Annotated in this window: 15 protein-coding genes and 1 riboswitch; of the genes, 6 read left to right on the plus strand and 9 right to left on the minus strand. The window is 52.2% G+C overall.

Going from position 1 to position 13928, the window contains the following annotated elements; genetic code table 11:
* Nucleotides 1-119 precede the first annotated feature (119 nt).
* A complete protein-coding gene (locus Q3F21_RS04820; RefSeq protein WP_340250332.1) occupies nucleotides 120-389 on the plus strand; it encodes a DUF2626 domain-containing protein in 270 nt (89 codons plus the stop codon).
* Between the two features lie 61 nt (nucleotides 390-450).
* Here Q3F21_RS04820 and Q3F21_RS04825 read toward each other — a convergent pair whose 3' ends face one another.
* On the minus strand, nucleotides 451-1596 hold the full coding sequence (locus Q3F21_RS04825) for a class I SAM-dependent methyltransferase (RefSeq protein WP_340250333.1): 1146 nt from the start codon (nucleotides 1594-1596) through the stop codon (nucleotides 451-453).
* 124 nt (nucleotides 1597-1720) lie between these two features.
* Between Q3F21_RS04825 and Q3F21_RS04830 the strand changes: the two genes are divergently transcribed.
* Entirely contained in the window at nucleotides 1721-2788 is a 1068-nt protein-coding gene (locus Q3F21_RS04830; protein WP_340250334.1) for a hypothetical protein, read from the plus strand.
* 34 nt (nucleotides 2789-2822) lie between these two features.
* Here the strand turns inward: Q3F21_RS04830 and Q3F21_RS04835 are convergent, their stop codons facing one another.
* Together Q3F21_RS04835 and Q3F21_RS04840 are read right to left on the minus strand one after the other, a co-directional pair.
* Nucleotides 2823-4124 carry a CapA family protein gene (locus tag Q3F21_RS04835; protein WP_340250335.1) on the minus strand — a complete coding sequence of 434 codons (1302 nt, stop codon included), beginning with the start codon at nucleotides 4122-4124 and terminating at the stop codon, nucleotides 2823-2825.
* 59 nt (nucleotides 4125-4183) lie between these two features.
* Nucleotides 4184-4831, minus strand: coding sequence for an MBL fold metallo-hydrolase (locus tag Q3F21_RS04840; RefSeq protein WP_340250336.1), 648 nt, complete (start codon nucleotides 4829-4831; stop codon nucleotides 4184-4186).
* A 60-nt stretch (nucleotides 4832-4891) separates the two neighbouring features.
* Between Q3F21_RS04840 and Q3F21_RS04845 the strand changes: the two genes are divergently transcribed.
* Nucleotides 4892-5389, plus strand: coding sequence for a hypothetical protein (locus Q3F21_RS04845; protein WP_340250337.1), 498 nt, complete (start codon nucleotides 4892-4894; stop codon nucleotides 5387-5389).
* Between the two features lie 76 nt (nucleotides 5390-5465).
* On the opposite strand, the gene Q3F21_RS04850 is transcribed toward Q3F21_RS04845, so the two are convergent.
* Nucleotides 5466-6017 carry a hypothetical protein gene (locus Q3F21_RS04850; protein WP_340250338.1) on the minus strand — a complete coding sequence of 184 codons (552 nt, stop codon included), beginning with the start codon at nucleotides 6015-6017 and terminating at the stop codon, nucleotides 5466-5468.
* A 116-nt stretch (nucleotides 6018-6133) separates the two neighbouring features.
* On the minus strand, nucleotides 6134-6580 hold the full coding sequence (locus Q3F21_RS04855) for a hypothetical protein (RefSeq protein WP_340250339.1): 447 nt from the start codon (nucleotides 6578-6580) through the stop codon (nucleotides 6134-6136).
* A 129-nt stretch (nucleotides 6581-6709) separates the two neighbouring features.
* On the opposite strand from Q3F21_RS04855, the gene Q3F21_RS04860 reads away from it, so the two are divergent.
* Nucleotides 6710-7183, plus strand: a complete 474-nt coding sequence (locus Q3F21_RS04860; RefSeq protein WP_340250340.1) for a DinB family protein — start codon at nucleotides 6710-6712, stop codon at nucleotides 7181-7183.
* A 172-nt stretch (nucleotides 7184-7355) separates the two neighbouring features.
* Nucleotides 7356-7538: a hypothetical protein gene (locus Q3F21_RS04865; protein WP_340250341.1), complete on the plus strand. Its 183-nt coding sequence runs from the start codon at nucleotides 7356-7358 to the stop codon at nucleotides 7536-7538.
* Between the two features lie 1001 nt (nucleotides 7539-8539).
* Here Q3F21_RS04865 and Q3F21_RS04870 read toward each other — a convergent pair.
* Nucleotides 8540-9874, minus strand: a complete 1335-nt coding sequence (locus tag Q3F21_RS04870; protein WP_340250342.1) for a PhoH family protein — start codon at nucleotides 9872-9874, stop codon at nucleotides 8540-8542.
* Between the two features lie 197 nt (nucleotides 9875-10071).
* Between Q3F21_RS04870 and Q3F21_RS04875 the strand changes: the two genes are divergently transcribed.
* Entirely contained in the window at nucleotides 10072-10683 is a 612-nt protein-coding gene (locus tag Q3F21_RS04875; RefSeq protein ID WP_340250343.1) for a YhcN/YlaJ family sporulation lipoprotein, read from the plus strand.
* Nucleotides 10684-10701: 18 nt separating this feature from the next.
* On the opposite strand, the gene Q3F21_RS04880 is transcribed toward Q3F21_RS04875, so the two are convergent.
* The 3 genes from Q3F21_RS04880 to Q3F21_RS04890 form a co-directional block, all read right to left on the minus strand.
* A complete protein-coding gene (locus Q3F21_RS04880) occupies nucleotides 10702-11886 on the minus strand; it encodes a trans-sulfuration enzyme family protein (RefSeq protein ID WP_340250344.1) in 1185 nt (394 codons plus the stop codon).
* Nucleotides 11883-13046, minus strand: a complete 1164-nt coding sequence (locus Q3F21_RS04885) for an aminotransferase class I/II-fold pyridoxal phosphate-dependent enzyme (protein ID WP_340250345.1) — start codon at nucleotides 13044-13046, stop codon at nucleotides 11883-11885. Before Q3F21_RS04885 ends, Q3F21_RS04880 begins: the two co-directional genes overlap by 4 nt.
* 94 nt (nucleotides 13047-13140) lie before the next feature.
* Nucleotides 13141-13258: riboswitch (SAM riboswitch) on the minus strand.
* A 91-nt stretch (nucleotides 13259-13349) separates the two neighbouring features.
* Nucleotides 13350-13808, minus strand: coding sequence for a pyridoxamine 5'-phosphate oxidase family protein (locus tag Q3F21_RS04890; RefSeq protein WP_340250346.1), 459 nt, complete (start codon nucleotides 13806-13808; stop codon nucleotides 13350-13352).
* Nucleotides 13809-13928 lie beyond the last annotated feature (120 nt).

The following is a 13928-nucleotide window of genomic DNA, read 5'->3' on the forward strand; positions in this document are numbered from 1 at the left end:
TTTGCCAAGACAGTCAAAAAACCGTCATACCTTCCCGTTTACACGTCTCCTCCTGTCCTATATAATGGGGAAGGAATCTTGTAAATATTGCCGACTTGCTGCAAAAGGAGGGATTACAGATGGATCGTATGTATCGCGTACTCGGCTTTTGGACGATCGCAATCGCGCTGATGTCGTTCTGGGGCGGCTTGTACCCGATGGCCCTGTTGTTCTTCGGCCTGACCGCATTCTTTGTGGCGCTCAGCTACATGAATCTGACTGAGCGGGCATACTTGAACATCTTCTTCGGTTTTATGTTTGTTTCCTTCGTTGGGTTCACCTATTACACGTTCTTCGTGATGCCGGTAGGACCGCAAGAGCATTCCATGATGATTCAATCGTTTCTGTAAGAAAAAAGATGCTCACATCAGCTGAGCATCTTTTTTTCTTGGCAGCTTTACGTTGCTGCCGTCACCTTTTCCCCCAGTTTCTTTCTCCGTTTTGGAAACGAAGCCTGCGACTCGCTTCCTCTCCTTTTGCTTGAACCAGCACACGGAACATCCCGCCCAAGCCGCCCGGGTAAATCAGCTGTTGGATCGCTCGATTCCGCTTCATCGCCTGACTGGTAAACGGATCTCTGTCCGTGTGATTTACCGCTTTCTCCAGGATCCCGCTCCTGATCAAAAACTGATCCTGCCGCATATACGCGGCCTTCTGAAAGCCTTCCTGCTCCCCCGCGCGGATCAGCGCGGAGAAATTGACATGCGCCGTGATATCTTTCTCGCATACTCGCTCGTAGGGATTGTCGTCTGCCTGATGGCGGTGGTAGCACATCAGTGTCCCCCGCTTTCTGCTCGGGTGGTACAATTCTTCCTGCAAGTCGCCGTAATCAATTGTCAGGACGTATCCGGAACGAATCAATCGAGACAGGCAAGCGAATGTCTCCCCGATTTTCATATTGGCTTCCACCCGCATCCCCATGGGCAATCCGTTGTCAATCCCGGCCAAGTAATCGGCCAATGCAGGAGCCGTTTCCCGTAAGCACTCCTCCAATGAATCGCCGTTTTTCGCAACCCATACCTCCTGCCAGCCCTTCTCCGTTTTTTCCGCGATATGCACCGGAAAAGCGTCGAACCATTCGTTGGAGAGCACGACGCCCTCCAGGCTTTCCGATTTGGCCGCTTCCTCGAGGCTCGCATAGGCGCGGACGGGCAGTGCCCACTTGGCCAGCGCCTGTTTCTGCAGCTCTCTGTGATAGGGGCTCGCTTCAATCAGCACGACCTGGATGGAGTCGAAGAGCTTCGGTGAGTTCTCCTGCAAACGAGCAAGCATGCCTTTGCACAACGACCCTGTCCCGCCGCCGATCTCCACCAGCGCAGGCGCACGCCATTTGCCCGCTTCCCACATCTCGGCCACTACATCGGCCAATGTCTCGGCAAACACCGGGTGCACGGACGCACTCGTAAAGAAATCGCCTTCCTTGCCGATTTTTTGGCTGCTCTTTGTGTAATAGCCCCCTTCTTCATCGTACAATGCCAGCTCCATGAACCGGACAAACGGGATTGCCCCCTCCGGATGGTCCTCTATTTCCTTGTAAATTCTCGATATTGTCGTCATCTTCACTTCTCCTGCTATCCAAATTCCGCCAAGTAAGGCTATAATACGAAAAGAGATCATACAATGTGGTGAGAGCGTATTTGGCTTTTTGCTCCAATCACGCTGCGAAACAAAAGGTGAAGAGATGCGTAAAATTTTGCTCGTGTTGCTGCTGGCAGCTATCCCGCTTACCGCTTTTGCCCAGGAGACTCCTCCCTTGGAGCAATTGATCCTCCAGCAGCACTTTACACAAAAAGAACTGGAGAGAACCTTGGGGCTGATTAAACAGGAGGAAGGAAAGCTGAGCGGAGAAATCGCCCGGCTCGATCTGGACATGCAACGGCAAAAGGCGGTCATCGAAGCGATGAGGAGACACGCCGGCGAAGTCGCCAGAGCCTACTACATGGGAGAACGAGTGTCGTTTCTGACACTCCTGTTCGATGCCGAAAATTTCAATGATTTCCTCTTGATGTTCGAGTTCCTGCAGCTTCTGTACGAACGGGATATCTCACGGTTGGAAACATTCCAGGCGGAGCGCGCCAAGATGACAGCTCTGCAAGCAGACAAGCTGGAACGACTGACGACCCTGCAGGATCTGCGGAAGCAATACGAGCGGCAGCTGGCCGAAATGCTGGCCGTCCAGACGGAAAAAGAAAGGAATTTGCAGTTGGTCGGTGATGTCACCAACGTACAATCGCTGATGGACCATCTGATTGTCGATTGGCAAAAACGCGGCCTGCCCGCCTTCCAGACCTTTTTTACCCAGCTGTCGACGGTCATGTTTCAGATTCCCGAGCTGGCGACACCGGAGAGAATCGAGTCGGATGGGCTGCTCGTTCATACGCTGACGATCAATCAGGATGATTTCAACCAGTTTCTGATGAGTAAAAACGACCTGTTTAAACAGTCGCGTTTTCAATTTGACAACAATCAACTCATCGTCGAAGGTGAATACGATCACATGCAGCTTCGGCTCGTCGGATCCTACGAGCTGGTTTCGCCGAAACAGTTGAAATTTAAGATCAATGAATTGTATTTCGACGGGTTTGCCCTGCCTTCCTCCACTGTAGAGGAGATGGAAAAGCAATACGACCTCGGGTTCTATCCCGAGCTGATCTCTCCGAACATCCAGGTGCAAGGGATCAGCATGATGGACGAAGAGCTCCGCCTGCAGTTGAAAGTCAACTTCCCCTTCGGATTCGGAAAAAAATAACTCCCCCAATCGGGCAAGCAAAAAGGCCAGCTCCCTAGCTGGCCTTCGCCTGTTTATTCATCGAATTCAGATGGGTATCCATTTCTTTTTGCAGCCTGTTCAAATAATTGACCAGCTCTTTGCCGAGTACAGGCGGCTGTTCTCCCTGCCGCCCCGCCGCGGTCACGGCCAGCGGAACGGGGTAGATCACATAATGACGTTTCCCATTCTTCCGATAATAATGAACATACGTTGTCGTCCATTCCGCTTTTTCCACTTTTGCTTCCCCTGTTTCTCCTTTGTACAGGGTGAGCTTCAGGATAACCCCCACATCTTTATACTCCCGGCGCTGGGCGGAAATGAAGTTGCCCAATGAATAAGCGATAAATCCCGTGTGTGTACTTCCATCTTCCAGTGTCACCGTTTTCCATTCATACGGCTGCACTACATGCGGATGGGCCCCTAGTATTAAATCCGCTCCGTATTTGACGCACAGCTCAGCAGTCTCCCGCTGCCTGGCGTCCGGCATGCGCTGATACTCGTTTCCAAAATGAAGCGCCACCGCGACCAGATCAGCCCCTGCCGCCCTGGCTTTCGCTATGTCAGCCTTGATCAGATCGGGATTGATCAAATTGACCAGGTAAGGCTTTTCCTTCGGAATCGGAATGCCGTTGGTCCCGTACGTATACGAAAGCAGCGCCATCATAAACCCGTCTTTTTTCAGGAACAACGGCTCGCCGCGGCTCGCCTCATCCCCAAATGTTCCGGTATGGAGCAAGCCGACCCGATCCAATTGCTCGATCGTCCTGAGCACGCCCTTCTCTTTTCGATCCATGGAATGGTTGTTGGCTGTCGTCAATGCGGTAAATCCCAACTCTTTTAGCGTATCGGCCAAAGAATCCGGGGAATTGAACATCGGATACCCTGAGTAGCGCAGCTCCTGTCCGGCCAATGTCGTTTCCAGATTGCCGATCAGCCAGTCAGCTTCTTGAAAAATGGGTTTCACGTACGCAAATGACGGTCCGAAATCATACGTTTTTTTATCAGGCGATAGAGCGGCTTCCAGCTGTTCGTCATGCACCATGATATCGCCTATTGCCATAAGCGTAATCCGCTGCTCCGGAAAGCGGGAAAGCGGTCGGGGTTGTTCCGCTTCGTCGTCTGCGCCCGTCTCTCCCGATGAGACATCTGTTTCCCCTGCAGCCGGCACAGCCGATATGTCAGCTGGCTCTTTGGCAGCGGCGGAAGAGACAGGGGCTGCTGTGTTTTGATCGGTTTTTCCTGTCTGCGGTACACACCCAACCGTTCCCCATCCAATCGCAACAGCGATCACCAGTGAACACCATTTTTTTCTCATGTGTCAGTAAACTCCTTTTGATTTCCGGCCCTTTCTCTCCTCGTCTGGCGGGCGTTTCTTTACCTGAGCATCCCGGTTACGTAAGGATTGAAGGTTTTCTCTGCGTCGATGGTCGTCTTGGGGCCGTGTCCCGGGTAGACGATCGTTTCATCATCCAGCTCGAACAATTTGTCCTGAATACTGATCATCAACGTCTCGAAGTCACCGCCCGGCAAGTCTGTTCTGCCAATGCTCTGGGCGAACAGCACATCGCCGCCGAAACAATGCTTCCCCAGGACGAAAGAGCAGCTTCCAGGCGAGTGGCCTGGCGTGTGCAAAACGCGAAGCGAAAAACCGGCGAGCTCAAGCGTCTGTCCATCAGCAAGCTCATATTCGGCCGGCTCGCAGATGATCGGTTCAGGCAAATTCCAGCGGCTGGAGCCATTCAGATCGGGATTGGTCAACCATTCCCTTTCAAAAGGGTGGATGTAAACAGGGGCTTTCGTCAGGGCTCTCACAGCGTTCAGACCGCCGATATGGTCCAGGTGGGCATGCGTCAGCAGCACAGCCGCCACCTTTTTGCCCTTTAGCGCACGAAGGAGCGGCTCCGGTTCCATCCCCGGATCGATGACGATGCATTCTTCCGTTTCCGGATGGGTAAGCACATACGCATTCGTCTGAAAGGGTCCAAGCGCATAGCTCTCGATTTTCAAATGGGTCTCTTTCATGTGAAACCTCCTTGTGTACTGTGATACGATAGAAGAAACGATGCAAGTGGAGTGATGACGATGAAACGAATGTTTGGCGTTGAAATACAGGCCCCGACCGGCAAGCTCCCGGGTTTCTATGCTCAAGTCATACATAAAATCGGAGACAATGTCAACGTGTTTGACCGCGATGGCCAGCTGCTCATCGTTGATTCCGAAAGCGATCACAAGAAGCTGCTCGAGCTGTTGACGAAAGCCTCGATGCTGGGAGAGGAATTTTCCCTTTGGCATCTTCCTGCCGACACAGAAATTGCCCGCCTTGAAGATATCGGATTTGAAAGCCAGTCGGGCCATATTTATGTGTATGCGGAGCGGGTGTCATTTTTTTCACTCGATTCGTCCGCAGGCGATGGGCGGGATCAATGGGCGGCTCTGGAGCAGATGAAGGAGACGATTCTCGGACGCATTCCCTCCGGGCCGACGGATCTGTATCTGGCCGATCCCGCCCATGATCAGCTGATCGACGGAATTGCCCGCGCTTACAACGTCTCCGTCATCTGGCAGGACGAAGCCGTTTAAAAAACCATACGCTCCCCGAAGGATGGACGCATGGTTGTTTACGAACGCGAACGTTCTCGACGCTTTAGCCGATCACTCAATCGCCAATCGCATCAAACCTGAAACCAATTACCTTGTCGTCGTGAATGCTGAACAGTGCTTTATACCGGCTTCCCTGCACCGAAACTTCCTGCCCGGATGTAACCTGGCCATACAGCTCCTGCAAGCGTTGCACGCTATCGTAGACAGCCAAGCCGCGATTCGTGGCAAATTGTGCCGCCTTTTCCTCGGAGATTCCTCCGACTACGATCGCTTTTAGCACGCCCTGCTTGACCATAACCATCAGCTGGGCATCATCGACCAACAGCAGGCCCATGACGACCGTACCTGCTCCGGCAGCCATCTGGTCCAAGGTATAGCTCTCTCTCGTAACTGCATCCATAAAATCGGCTTTTGCCGGCTTCAAGACATCCATTGAGTCTTTTACATTTTGTCCCAAGTAAATGCCGCGAATGCCGTATTCTTGGGGATTTTCCGGGTCGAATGCTGCGGACAATCCTCCCTCTCCCGATTCAGCCGATCCGCACGCCTGAAGCAGGAAGACTGCAAGCAGCAAGCAAATCGCCAAAAGTCCATGCCTTGTTTTCATGCTTGCTTCTCCCTTTTTTTCTCAAGAATGTACAAGGCTATCTTAACGCAGAGGCGGTCACGGGGCAATAGAACGCGCTGGAAAAGGAAAGGAAGGCAGGCCTCTTCGTATAACCCCTAACGCTTTGGGCCGCTTACTTTCTGCCTTGGCTTGTTGGGAAAGTGATTGCCGTTCATGCTTTGCTTCCAGCACTCGAGAATTTTTAAAAGCGATGCAAAAAACGGCGAGCCGAAAACAGCGACGATTCCCCACATCCACGTGCCGACCTGCCAGGAATTTTCTACAAAAGCAGAGGGCGCACCGGCCAGTATCAAAGCGGGATCCAGCCGTAAAAAACCGAAGATAAGCCCGGCGGACACGACCGAAATCAGCAGATTCACAAACTTTTTGTAGTGTGTCAGCCTGGCGGCATGATTGTGATCCTCCAGCCTGTCTTCTTTCGCTTCATAGTCTGTAGCCAGAAACGGTATGACCGATTTGAAGGCCTCTGTCACCCCGGAGGCAGCGCTGGAAACCGCCGTTATGTAAATTAGGAAAGAAATCGATGAATCCAATGTAACCATGCTTCACTCCCCCTTGTTTTCAATTTTATGGGGGAAAAGACACGCCTAGCACATCAGGATATTTTCACCAACGGTTATTTCAAGTAATATTTTCATATATAAATACAAAGCAGAAAGGCGGTCATTTTCATGAACATCTCACTTGCTTGGGATCATTACGACGCAGTCCGCGGACTCACGCTTGCCACTTTGCAAGCCACAACCGAGGAGCAGGCCGATATTATCCCCGAGGGATTTTCGAACAATATCCGCTGGAATTTGGGCCACATTCTGTTTACCCAGGATGCCCTGCTGTACGGCGGAAAAGCTCCGCACCTCCCCGAGTCTTACGCGGCTCTGTTTGCCCAGGGAACAAAGCCGGCTGACTGGCCGGGGGAGCTCCCCACGCTGGAAACATTGGGCCAACAGTTGACCGAGCAAGCTGAACGAATTAAGAAAGAGTTTGCCCGCCGCTTTGAAGAAAGCCTCCCCACCCCGTTCAACCTGCGTGGGTTAGCCCAAATCGAGACCATCGGCGGAATGTTTTTGTTTAGCATGTTCCATGAGGGCATGCACGCAAACGCTGTTTCCATGCTGAGAAAAGCTTTAAAGAACAAAGCATAGTTCAGTCTGGCCCGGGCAAACCGGGCTTTTTTTATCGTGCTTTGCCCGTGCTTCAAGCAGCTAACTCATGTACAACGAAAAATCTCCCGAAAGGTTATTGCCCGTTTTCTCAAAATACTAAGAAAAGAAAACGTCCCTCGTGTCGATAATATGACTAAGGGAGGAGATAACAATGATGCAAGAAAAAAAAGTCGTGTTTCATTTTAGCGGAGGAGAAACTGTTTCCGTGCGAACGTCGGAGCCGGAAGAAATTATTCAGATGGTGGCTAACCAAACAGACGGATGGCTTCAATACGATGACATCGTCATCAATGTGAGGAATGTTTCCTACATCCGGATTGCAAGCGATTTGTAAGGAATCCTAAAGAAGCACCGCTCAGGTGCTTTTTCGGAGAAAATATCAGATAAGTCAAAAAAATGCCACCGAAGAGGTGGCGAGAGATGATGAAAGGTTCCCATTTTGCTGGATATTATTCCTTGTTGGCATGTTTTGAAAGTCTGGCAACATCACCAGGGGCAGGCCCAATTGGGACCTCCTCCCAGGCAAACGCAATCCGGATGAGGCTTTGGCCCTTTGCATCCTGCGCACGTTTCCGGATTTGCCGAGGCTGAGGATACCGTAAAAACCAACGCTGCTCCAATCAAAATGCCGGCTAGTTTTTTCATTATTTTCACCTCCTTTGTGCTTACACTCTCGATTTTACATATTTCCCCTTTGTTGAAAATGCACTATATAAAAATTGGTCGCGGGTTCCCATCTTGCTGAAAGTCATTCCTTGTCGCCATGTTGTGGAAGTCTGGCAACATCACCATGGGCAGGCCCAAGGACCTCCCGGCCCCAGGCAGACGCACTCCGGGTATGGTTGTGGCCCTTTGCATCCTGCGCACGTTTCCGGATTTGCCGAGGCTGAGGATACCGTAAAAACCAACGCTGCTCCGATCAAAATACCGGCAAGTTTTTTCATAGCTTTCACCCCCTTAATTGTCTATATATTCTCTATATTACATATTTTCCCTTTGTCGAATATGCACTATATTTGTCAAAAAACGTGTATTTGTAAATGATGCCGATACAGCTTGTCTAAAAAAAATTAAAACCGCTCCCAAAAAGGGAGCGGCCGTGTCGAACCCGTTGCAATGGGGTATTACCGATCATTCTCTTTAGCTCCTCAACCTCCGCAACAGAGTTTGTCTTACCTAAAGAGTACGGTTTCCGCCAGTTCGATTGATATCGAATGCGTGATCATGACCATCCACGGTTCTTCGCCTCCTGCAAGGCTTCGCGCCGATTTTGATTCATGGATCATCGGGTTCGACAAAAACTAGTATGTCCGAATCGGCTCACATTATGCACGCTTAGAGCAAGTCCGCCGCAAGCTGCGCCAAAACGCTGCGCTCCCCTTTTTCCAAGCGGATGTGTCCGGCCAATTTTTGGTCTTTAAACATTTCTACCACGTACGTAAGCCCATTGTTGCTTTCGTCCAGGTACGGATGGTCAATTTGCTCAGGATCGCCCATCAATACGATCTTCGACCCTTCCCCCACTCTTGTCAAAATGGTTTTCACCTCATGCTTGGTCAGGTTCTGTGCTTCGTCAATGATAATGTACTGCTCGGGAATGGAGCGTCCCCTGATATAGGTAAGCGCCTCTACCTGAATGCTGCCCATCCCCGCCAAAATTTTGTCCAGGTCTCCGGAACGCTTTGTATTAAACAAATATTCCAAGTTATCATAGATCGGCTGCATCCAGGGTCGAAGCTTTTCTTCTTTTTCACCGGGCAAATAGCCGATATCTTTACCCAGCGGGACGATCGGTCTTGCCACGAGCAGCTTCTTGTACGTTTGCAGGTCTTCAATTTGCAAAAGGCCAGCTGCCAAAGCCAGCAGTGTCTTTCCGGTGCCCGCTTTGCCTGTCATCGTCACCAGCGGAATATCTTGCCGCAAAAGCAGCTCAAATGCCATCCGCTGCTGGACATTGCGTGCCCGGATTCCCCAAATGGGATCATCGTCCGCGACCAGCATCTCCAGATTTTTGCCTTCGGTGTCAACCTTGCCGATCGCAGAGATTGACGGGTTTACTTCATCTTTCAGCACAAGGAACTGGTGGGGATAAAAGCGCAACTGCGGAAAACAGGAAATCAGGGACAGCTTGCGACTGCCGTAATAATTTTTGATCATTTCCGGGGCAACCAGCATTTTGGAATAGCCGGTGTAAATGTTCGAATACTCGCGAACGACGCGATCCGAGAGAAAATCCTCGGCTGTCAGGCCCAGCGCATCGGCTTTCACTCGCATCAGGGCATCTTTCGAGACGAGGATGACAGGGCGTGGTTGAGGCAAGAGGTTCTCTTCTTCCTGCAAGTTAAGCGCTACGGCCAGGATGCGGTTGTCATTGGTCATTTCCGTAAATTGCTTCTGAAGCTTCAAGAGTGAGGAATGGTTCAATTCTACGCGCAGCAGCGCTCCCGTTTCCAAAACGATGCCCTGGTGCAGATGCCCCAATTCACGAAAGCTGTCAAATAGCCGCGACACATAGCGAGCATTGCGGCCAATCTCGTCCATATAGCGCTTTTTGGAATCAATTTCTTCCAACACCACGGCGGGTATCACGATTTCGTTATCCGCAAAGGAAAACATCGCTCGTGGATCTTGCAGGAGTACGTTGGTGTCCAGTACGTAGATTTTCTTCAAAATCTCGCCTCCTATTACCCATCTGATATACCCTATGCAATTGGGGGTGGGATGCTCAGTAGACGCGACGTGATGTACTACAGTCTATGTCGGCAACTATGGAGATAGACGAGACTCGCATGAAAAGGCGGACGGGAGAACAAAATACAACTAATCATGCATGACCTGTGTGGGAGCAACTCAAGAAGCAAAGGAGAATGACCGTGAAGCGGACAACTGTACTTGTACTCAGCGTCAGCCTGCTGCTCTCCGCCTGCATGTCTGGCAACAAGCCTCCCGGGAATCAAGCAGCACCGCAACCCGGGAAACCGGCAGATGAAACGCAGCGCGTACAGCAAACAGCGCCGTCCCCCGTCTATAACCAATCGTCACAAGCTACTGCGGACCGGCTGGTTCAAATGGCCTCCCGGGTACCCAACGTAAACGATGCGACCGCTGTTGTATTGGGAAAATGGGCCGTCGTCGGCATTGACGTAAACGCTCACCTTGACCGCCCGGAGGTAGGGGTTATCAAGTATACAGTGGCAGAGGCCTTGAAGGAAGATCCTCAAGGTGCTGCCGCCCTCGTGACAGCCGATCCCGACATCGTACAGCGCTTGCGGGAAATGTCCACCGATATGCGTATGGGCAGGCCAGTGGCGGGTATTGCCGAAGAGCTGGCCGATATCGTCGGGCGCATCATTCCGCAGGCCCCCCGCGATGTTCGGATGAAAGAGGAAACGCCTACCAGACAAAACGAGCAGCAGCTGAACAAAAGCGGTAACGCAAGGCCGGAAGGTAATCACAAAATACCGGTCAACCGTCAGTAATAAAAGGCATTCTCCAGGTTATACCCCGGAGAATGCCTTGTTTTTGCTCTCGGACAGAACGTTTTCCACGCCTTCAAGTGCCTGATTAAGATCCCGAATCAAATCGTCAGCGTCTTCCAGCCCGGCTGACAAGCGAATCAAGCCTTCCGTTATCCCGCGCCGATTTCTTTCCTCCGCAGGCATCGCCGCATGCGACATCATCGCCGGATAAGACAAAATCGTTTCGACTGCTCCGAGACTCACGGCAACGATCGGAAGCGTAACTCGATCAAACAATGCCTTCGCCCGCTCTTTGCTGCCCACATCAAACGAAAGCACTGCGCCGTAACCGCTCGCCTGCCTGGACTGAAGCAGGTGGCCGGGATGATCCTCCAGACCCGTGTAATACACCTGGGTGACAGCCGGATGGCTGTGAAGCCAGCAGGCGATCTTTTCCGCTGTCCGGGTGCTCACATCAAGCCTGGCTTTGAGTGATTTCAATCCGCGCATCACCAGCCAGGAGTCCTGTGCTCCTAGTACCGCCCCCATGCCGTTTTGGATGAAGTAAAGCTGTTCGCCCAGCTCTGCGTCTTTGGTCACAGCCAGCCCGGCAACGACATCGCTATGTCCTCCGATGAACTTTGTCGCGGAATGGATGACAATGTCCGCTCCCAGCTCTAGCGGCCGTTGATAGTACGGGGTCAGGAACGTATTGTCGACGATGACTACCACATGTTTGGCGCGTGCCACTTCACAAATAGCCGCAATATCAGTCACTTTCAGAGTCGGATTGGATGGCGTTTCCAGATAAATTCCGCGAGTCCGGGATGTAATCGCGCTCTCCACGTTCTTTACGGAAGTCGTATCCACAAACGTAACATCGATATTCATGCGGGATAAGACCTTGGTCAAAAAACGATACGTCCCGCCGTAGACATCTTCTGCCACGACCACGTGATCGCCTGCGGAAAAAAGCATAAACACGCTGGAAATCGCGGCCATCCCGGAAGCAAAGGCAAATCCCCGCGTACCGCCCTCCAGGACGGCGATCGCTTCTTCCAGTGCGTGACGGGTCGGATTGCCAGACCGGGCATAGTCATATGCGCCCGGACGGTCTAAATCCGCCTGGTGAAACGTGGAAGCCTGATAAATCGGCGTGGAGGCAGCGCCTGTCACCGGATCAAAACACGACGTCCCATGAAGAAGCTTGGTGGCAAATTTCATCGTCTACACCCTTCCGCTATCAGACTTGCATCGAGAGCCTGCGACAAATCGCGGATCAGATCGTCCGGATGCTCAACTCCTACCGACAGGCGCAGCAGACGGTCACAGACTCCGACGTACTCTCGAACCTCTTGGGGGATGTCGGCATGCGTCTGGGTGGCAGGGTACGTGCACAAGGACTCGACACCTCCCAGACTTTCTGCAAAAGAGACGATGCGCAGGTTCTCTAAAAACGGTCCCACTTGGGACGATGAGCGGACGCGGAATGAAACCATCCCGCTGTACCCTGTCGCCTGTCTGCTTTGTATCTCGTAGCCGGGGTGATCGCTCAGTCCAGGGTAAAATACTTCGGTAACCGCCGGATGTTCCCGCAGGCTGCTCGCTACCTGCAGAGCATTGCTCTGATGGCGCTCCATCCGCAAAGCGAGCGTCTTCATGCCACGGAGCAGCAGCCAGCTGTCCTGGGGACCGAGCGTGGCTCCGATGGAATTGTGCAAAAACCGGACCTTTTCAGATAACTCGGCGCCTTTTGTTACGATCAGGCCGGCGAGAACGTCGTTATGGCCTCCGAGATATTTCGTCCCGCTGTGGAGCACGAGATCTGCGCCCAGCTCCAGCGGCCGTTGATAGTACGGGGTCATAAAGGTATTGTCCACGATGGTCAACAGTCCGCTTTGCTTGGCAATCTCGGCGACGCCAGCAATATCTGTTATTTGCATGAGCGGATTGGTCGGGGTCTCCACGAGAACAGCTTTTGTCTCCGGGCGAATCGCGTCCGCAAACTCGTGGAGATTGCGCAAATCAACGTAGCTGAACTGCAGCCCGTAGCGAACCAGGACCTGTTCAAACAGGCGGTACGTACCTCCGTAGAGGTCAAGCGAAACGATCAAGTGGTCGCCTTGGGAAAAGAGCCCCATCACTGTATGAATCGCCGCCATCCCTGAAGCACAGGCGAAACCGGCATCGCCGCTCTCGGCCTCTGCGACCGCCTCCTCCAGTACAGTCCGCGTCGGGTTGGCCGTGCGGGTGTAATCGTATCCGGTGCTCTGACCAAGAGACGGATGGCGGTAGGCTGTTGCATAGTAAACCGGGCAGCTTACCGCCCCCGTACGTTGGTCTCTCCCAACTCCCGCCTGTACGAGTTTCGTTTCCAGATGCATCGCAATCTCTCCCCCTACTGTTGATGGAGGGCATAGAAAAAGCCCCCTTTTCTTTTGAAAAGAAGGCTTTGTTTACGTCGCCGCAAGCAAACCCTTCTCATCTTTCAGAGCAAAAAGCGCTCTGCAGGAATTAGCACCAGTATTGTCCTGCTAACAGGATAATTGGTTGCCGGGCATCATCGGGCCAGTCCCTCCGCCTCTCTGGATAAGAAGTTTGCTATTCAATTTGATGAACCTTATACTACCGGAAATATCGAGCGATTGTCAACAGATATTTCCTCTTTGTTGCACCCGTTTTCTCTATTACTTCTCTTTGCGCAGTGCTGTCATCACCTGATTGTCCAGCTTCGCCGCCGCATTTTTGTCGTACGTTTTTTCATATTGCGGTTCCACGGAAATTCGGGAGCCGTAAAACATGACATCCCGCACCGCCTCGATGGTGACCTCCACCATCGCAAGCTTCAGCGGTACCTCCTCCATCCGTTCGCACTTCACTTGCGCCTTTCCGTTAATCGCAAATGAAGAGCCGGCGCCGATCAAGTGCAAAACGACCTGAGGTTGTTTGGCGATATTGGCCAAGATGCGGGAACGGTTATCTACCGCAAACCGGATGACTTGCGGCGATGCCGCAAGCGTCCAGGAAAGCGAGCTGAGCGAGGGCGCCCCCGACTCGTGATCGATGGTGCCCAGCGTTATGAAACGCTCCTGCTGCAGCAACCCGAACAATTCCTCGGACAGCGTTTGGGAAACGGTCTCAGCCATTCCGAAGCCTCCTTGTGAAGAGTTTTGTACGTCTATTGTACCCGTCAAGGATCGGATAGGCAAACCTTTCCGCGCCCGCTTGCTTCTTCCCCTTTTTTTGCCTAAACTGTTACTTAACTG

It is taken from the genome of Brevibacillus borstelensis, assembly GCF_037834415.1.
In the GTDB taxonomy this organism is placed as follows: domain Bacteria; phylum Bacillota; class Bacilli; order Brevibacillales; family Brevibacillaceae; genus Brevibacillus; species Brevibacillus borstelensis_A.

Coding starts and splice junctions, on each gene's coding strand:
- Q3F21_RS04850 (WP_340250338.1), bottom strand. CDS start 6,017: ATGAAAACAAGGCATGGACTTTTGGCGATTTGCTTGCTGCTTGCAGTC.
- Q3F21_RS04860 (WP_340250340.1), top strand. CDS start 6,710: ATGAACATCTCACTTGCTTGGGATCATTACGACGCAGTCCGCGGACTC.
- Q3F21_RS04880 (WP_340250344.1), bottom strand. CDS start 11,886: ATGAAATTTGCCACCAAGCTTCTTCATGGGACGTCGTGTTTTGATCCG.
- Q3F21_RS04875 (WP_340250343.1), top strand. CDS start 10,072: ATGACCGTGAAGCGGACAACTGTACTTGTACTCAGCGTCAGCCTGCTG.
- Q3F21_RS04845 (WP_340250337.1), top strand. CDS start 4,892: ATGAAACGAATGTTTGGCGTTGAAATACAGGCCCCGACCGGCAAGCTC.
- Q3F21_RS04885 (WP_340250345.1), bottom strand. CDS start 13,046: ATGCATCTGGAAACGAAACTCGTACAGGCGGGAGTTGGGAGAGACCAA.
- Q3F21_RS04890 (WP_340250346.1), bottom strand. CDS start 13,808: ATGGCTGAGACCGTTTCCCAAACGCTGTCCGAGGAATTGTTCGGGTTG.
- Q3F21_RS04830 (WP_340250334.1), top strand. CDS start 1,721: ATGCGTAAAATTTTGCTCGTGTTGCTGCTGGCAGCTATCCCGCTTACC.
- Q3F21_RS04840 (WP_340250336.1), bottom strand. CDS start 4,831: ATGAAAGAGACCCATTTGAAAATCGAGAGCTATGCGCTTGGACCCTTT.
- Q3F21_RS04865 (WP_340250341.1), top strand. CDS start 7,356: ATGATGCAAGAAAAAAAAGTCGTGTTTCATTTTAGCGGAGGAGAAACT.
- Q3F21_RS04820 (WP_340250332.1), top strand. CDS start 120: ATGGATCGTATGTATCGCGTACTCGGCTTTTGGACGATCGCAATCGCG.
- Q3F21_RS04855 (WP_340250339.1), bottom strand. CDS start 6,580: ATGGTTACATTGGATTCATCGATTTCTTTCCTAATTTACATAACGGCG.
- Q3F21_RS04825 (WP_340250333.1), bottom strand. CDS start 1,596: ATGACGACAATATCGAGAATTTACAAGGAAATAGAGGACCATCCGGAG.
- Q3F21_RS04835 (WP_340250335.1), bottom strand. CDS start 4,124: ATGAGAAAAAAATGGTGTTCACTGGTGATCGCTGTTGCGATTGGATGG.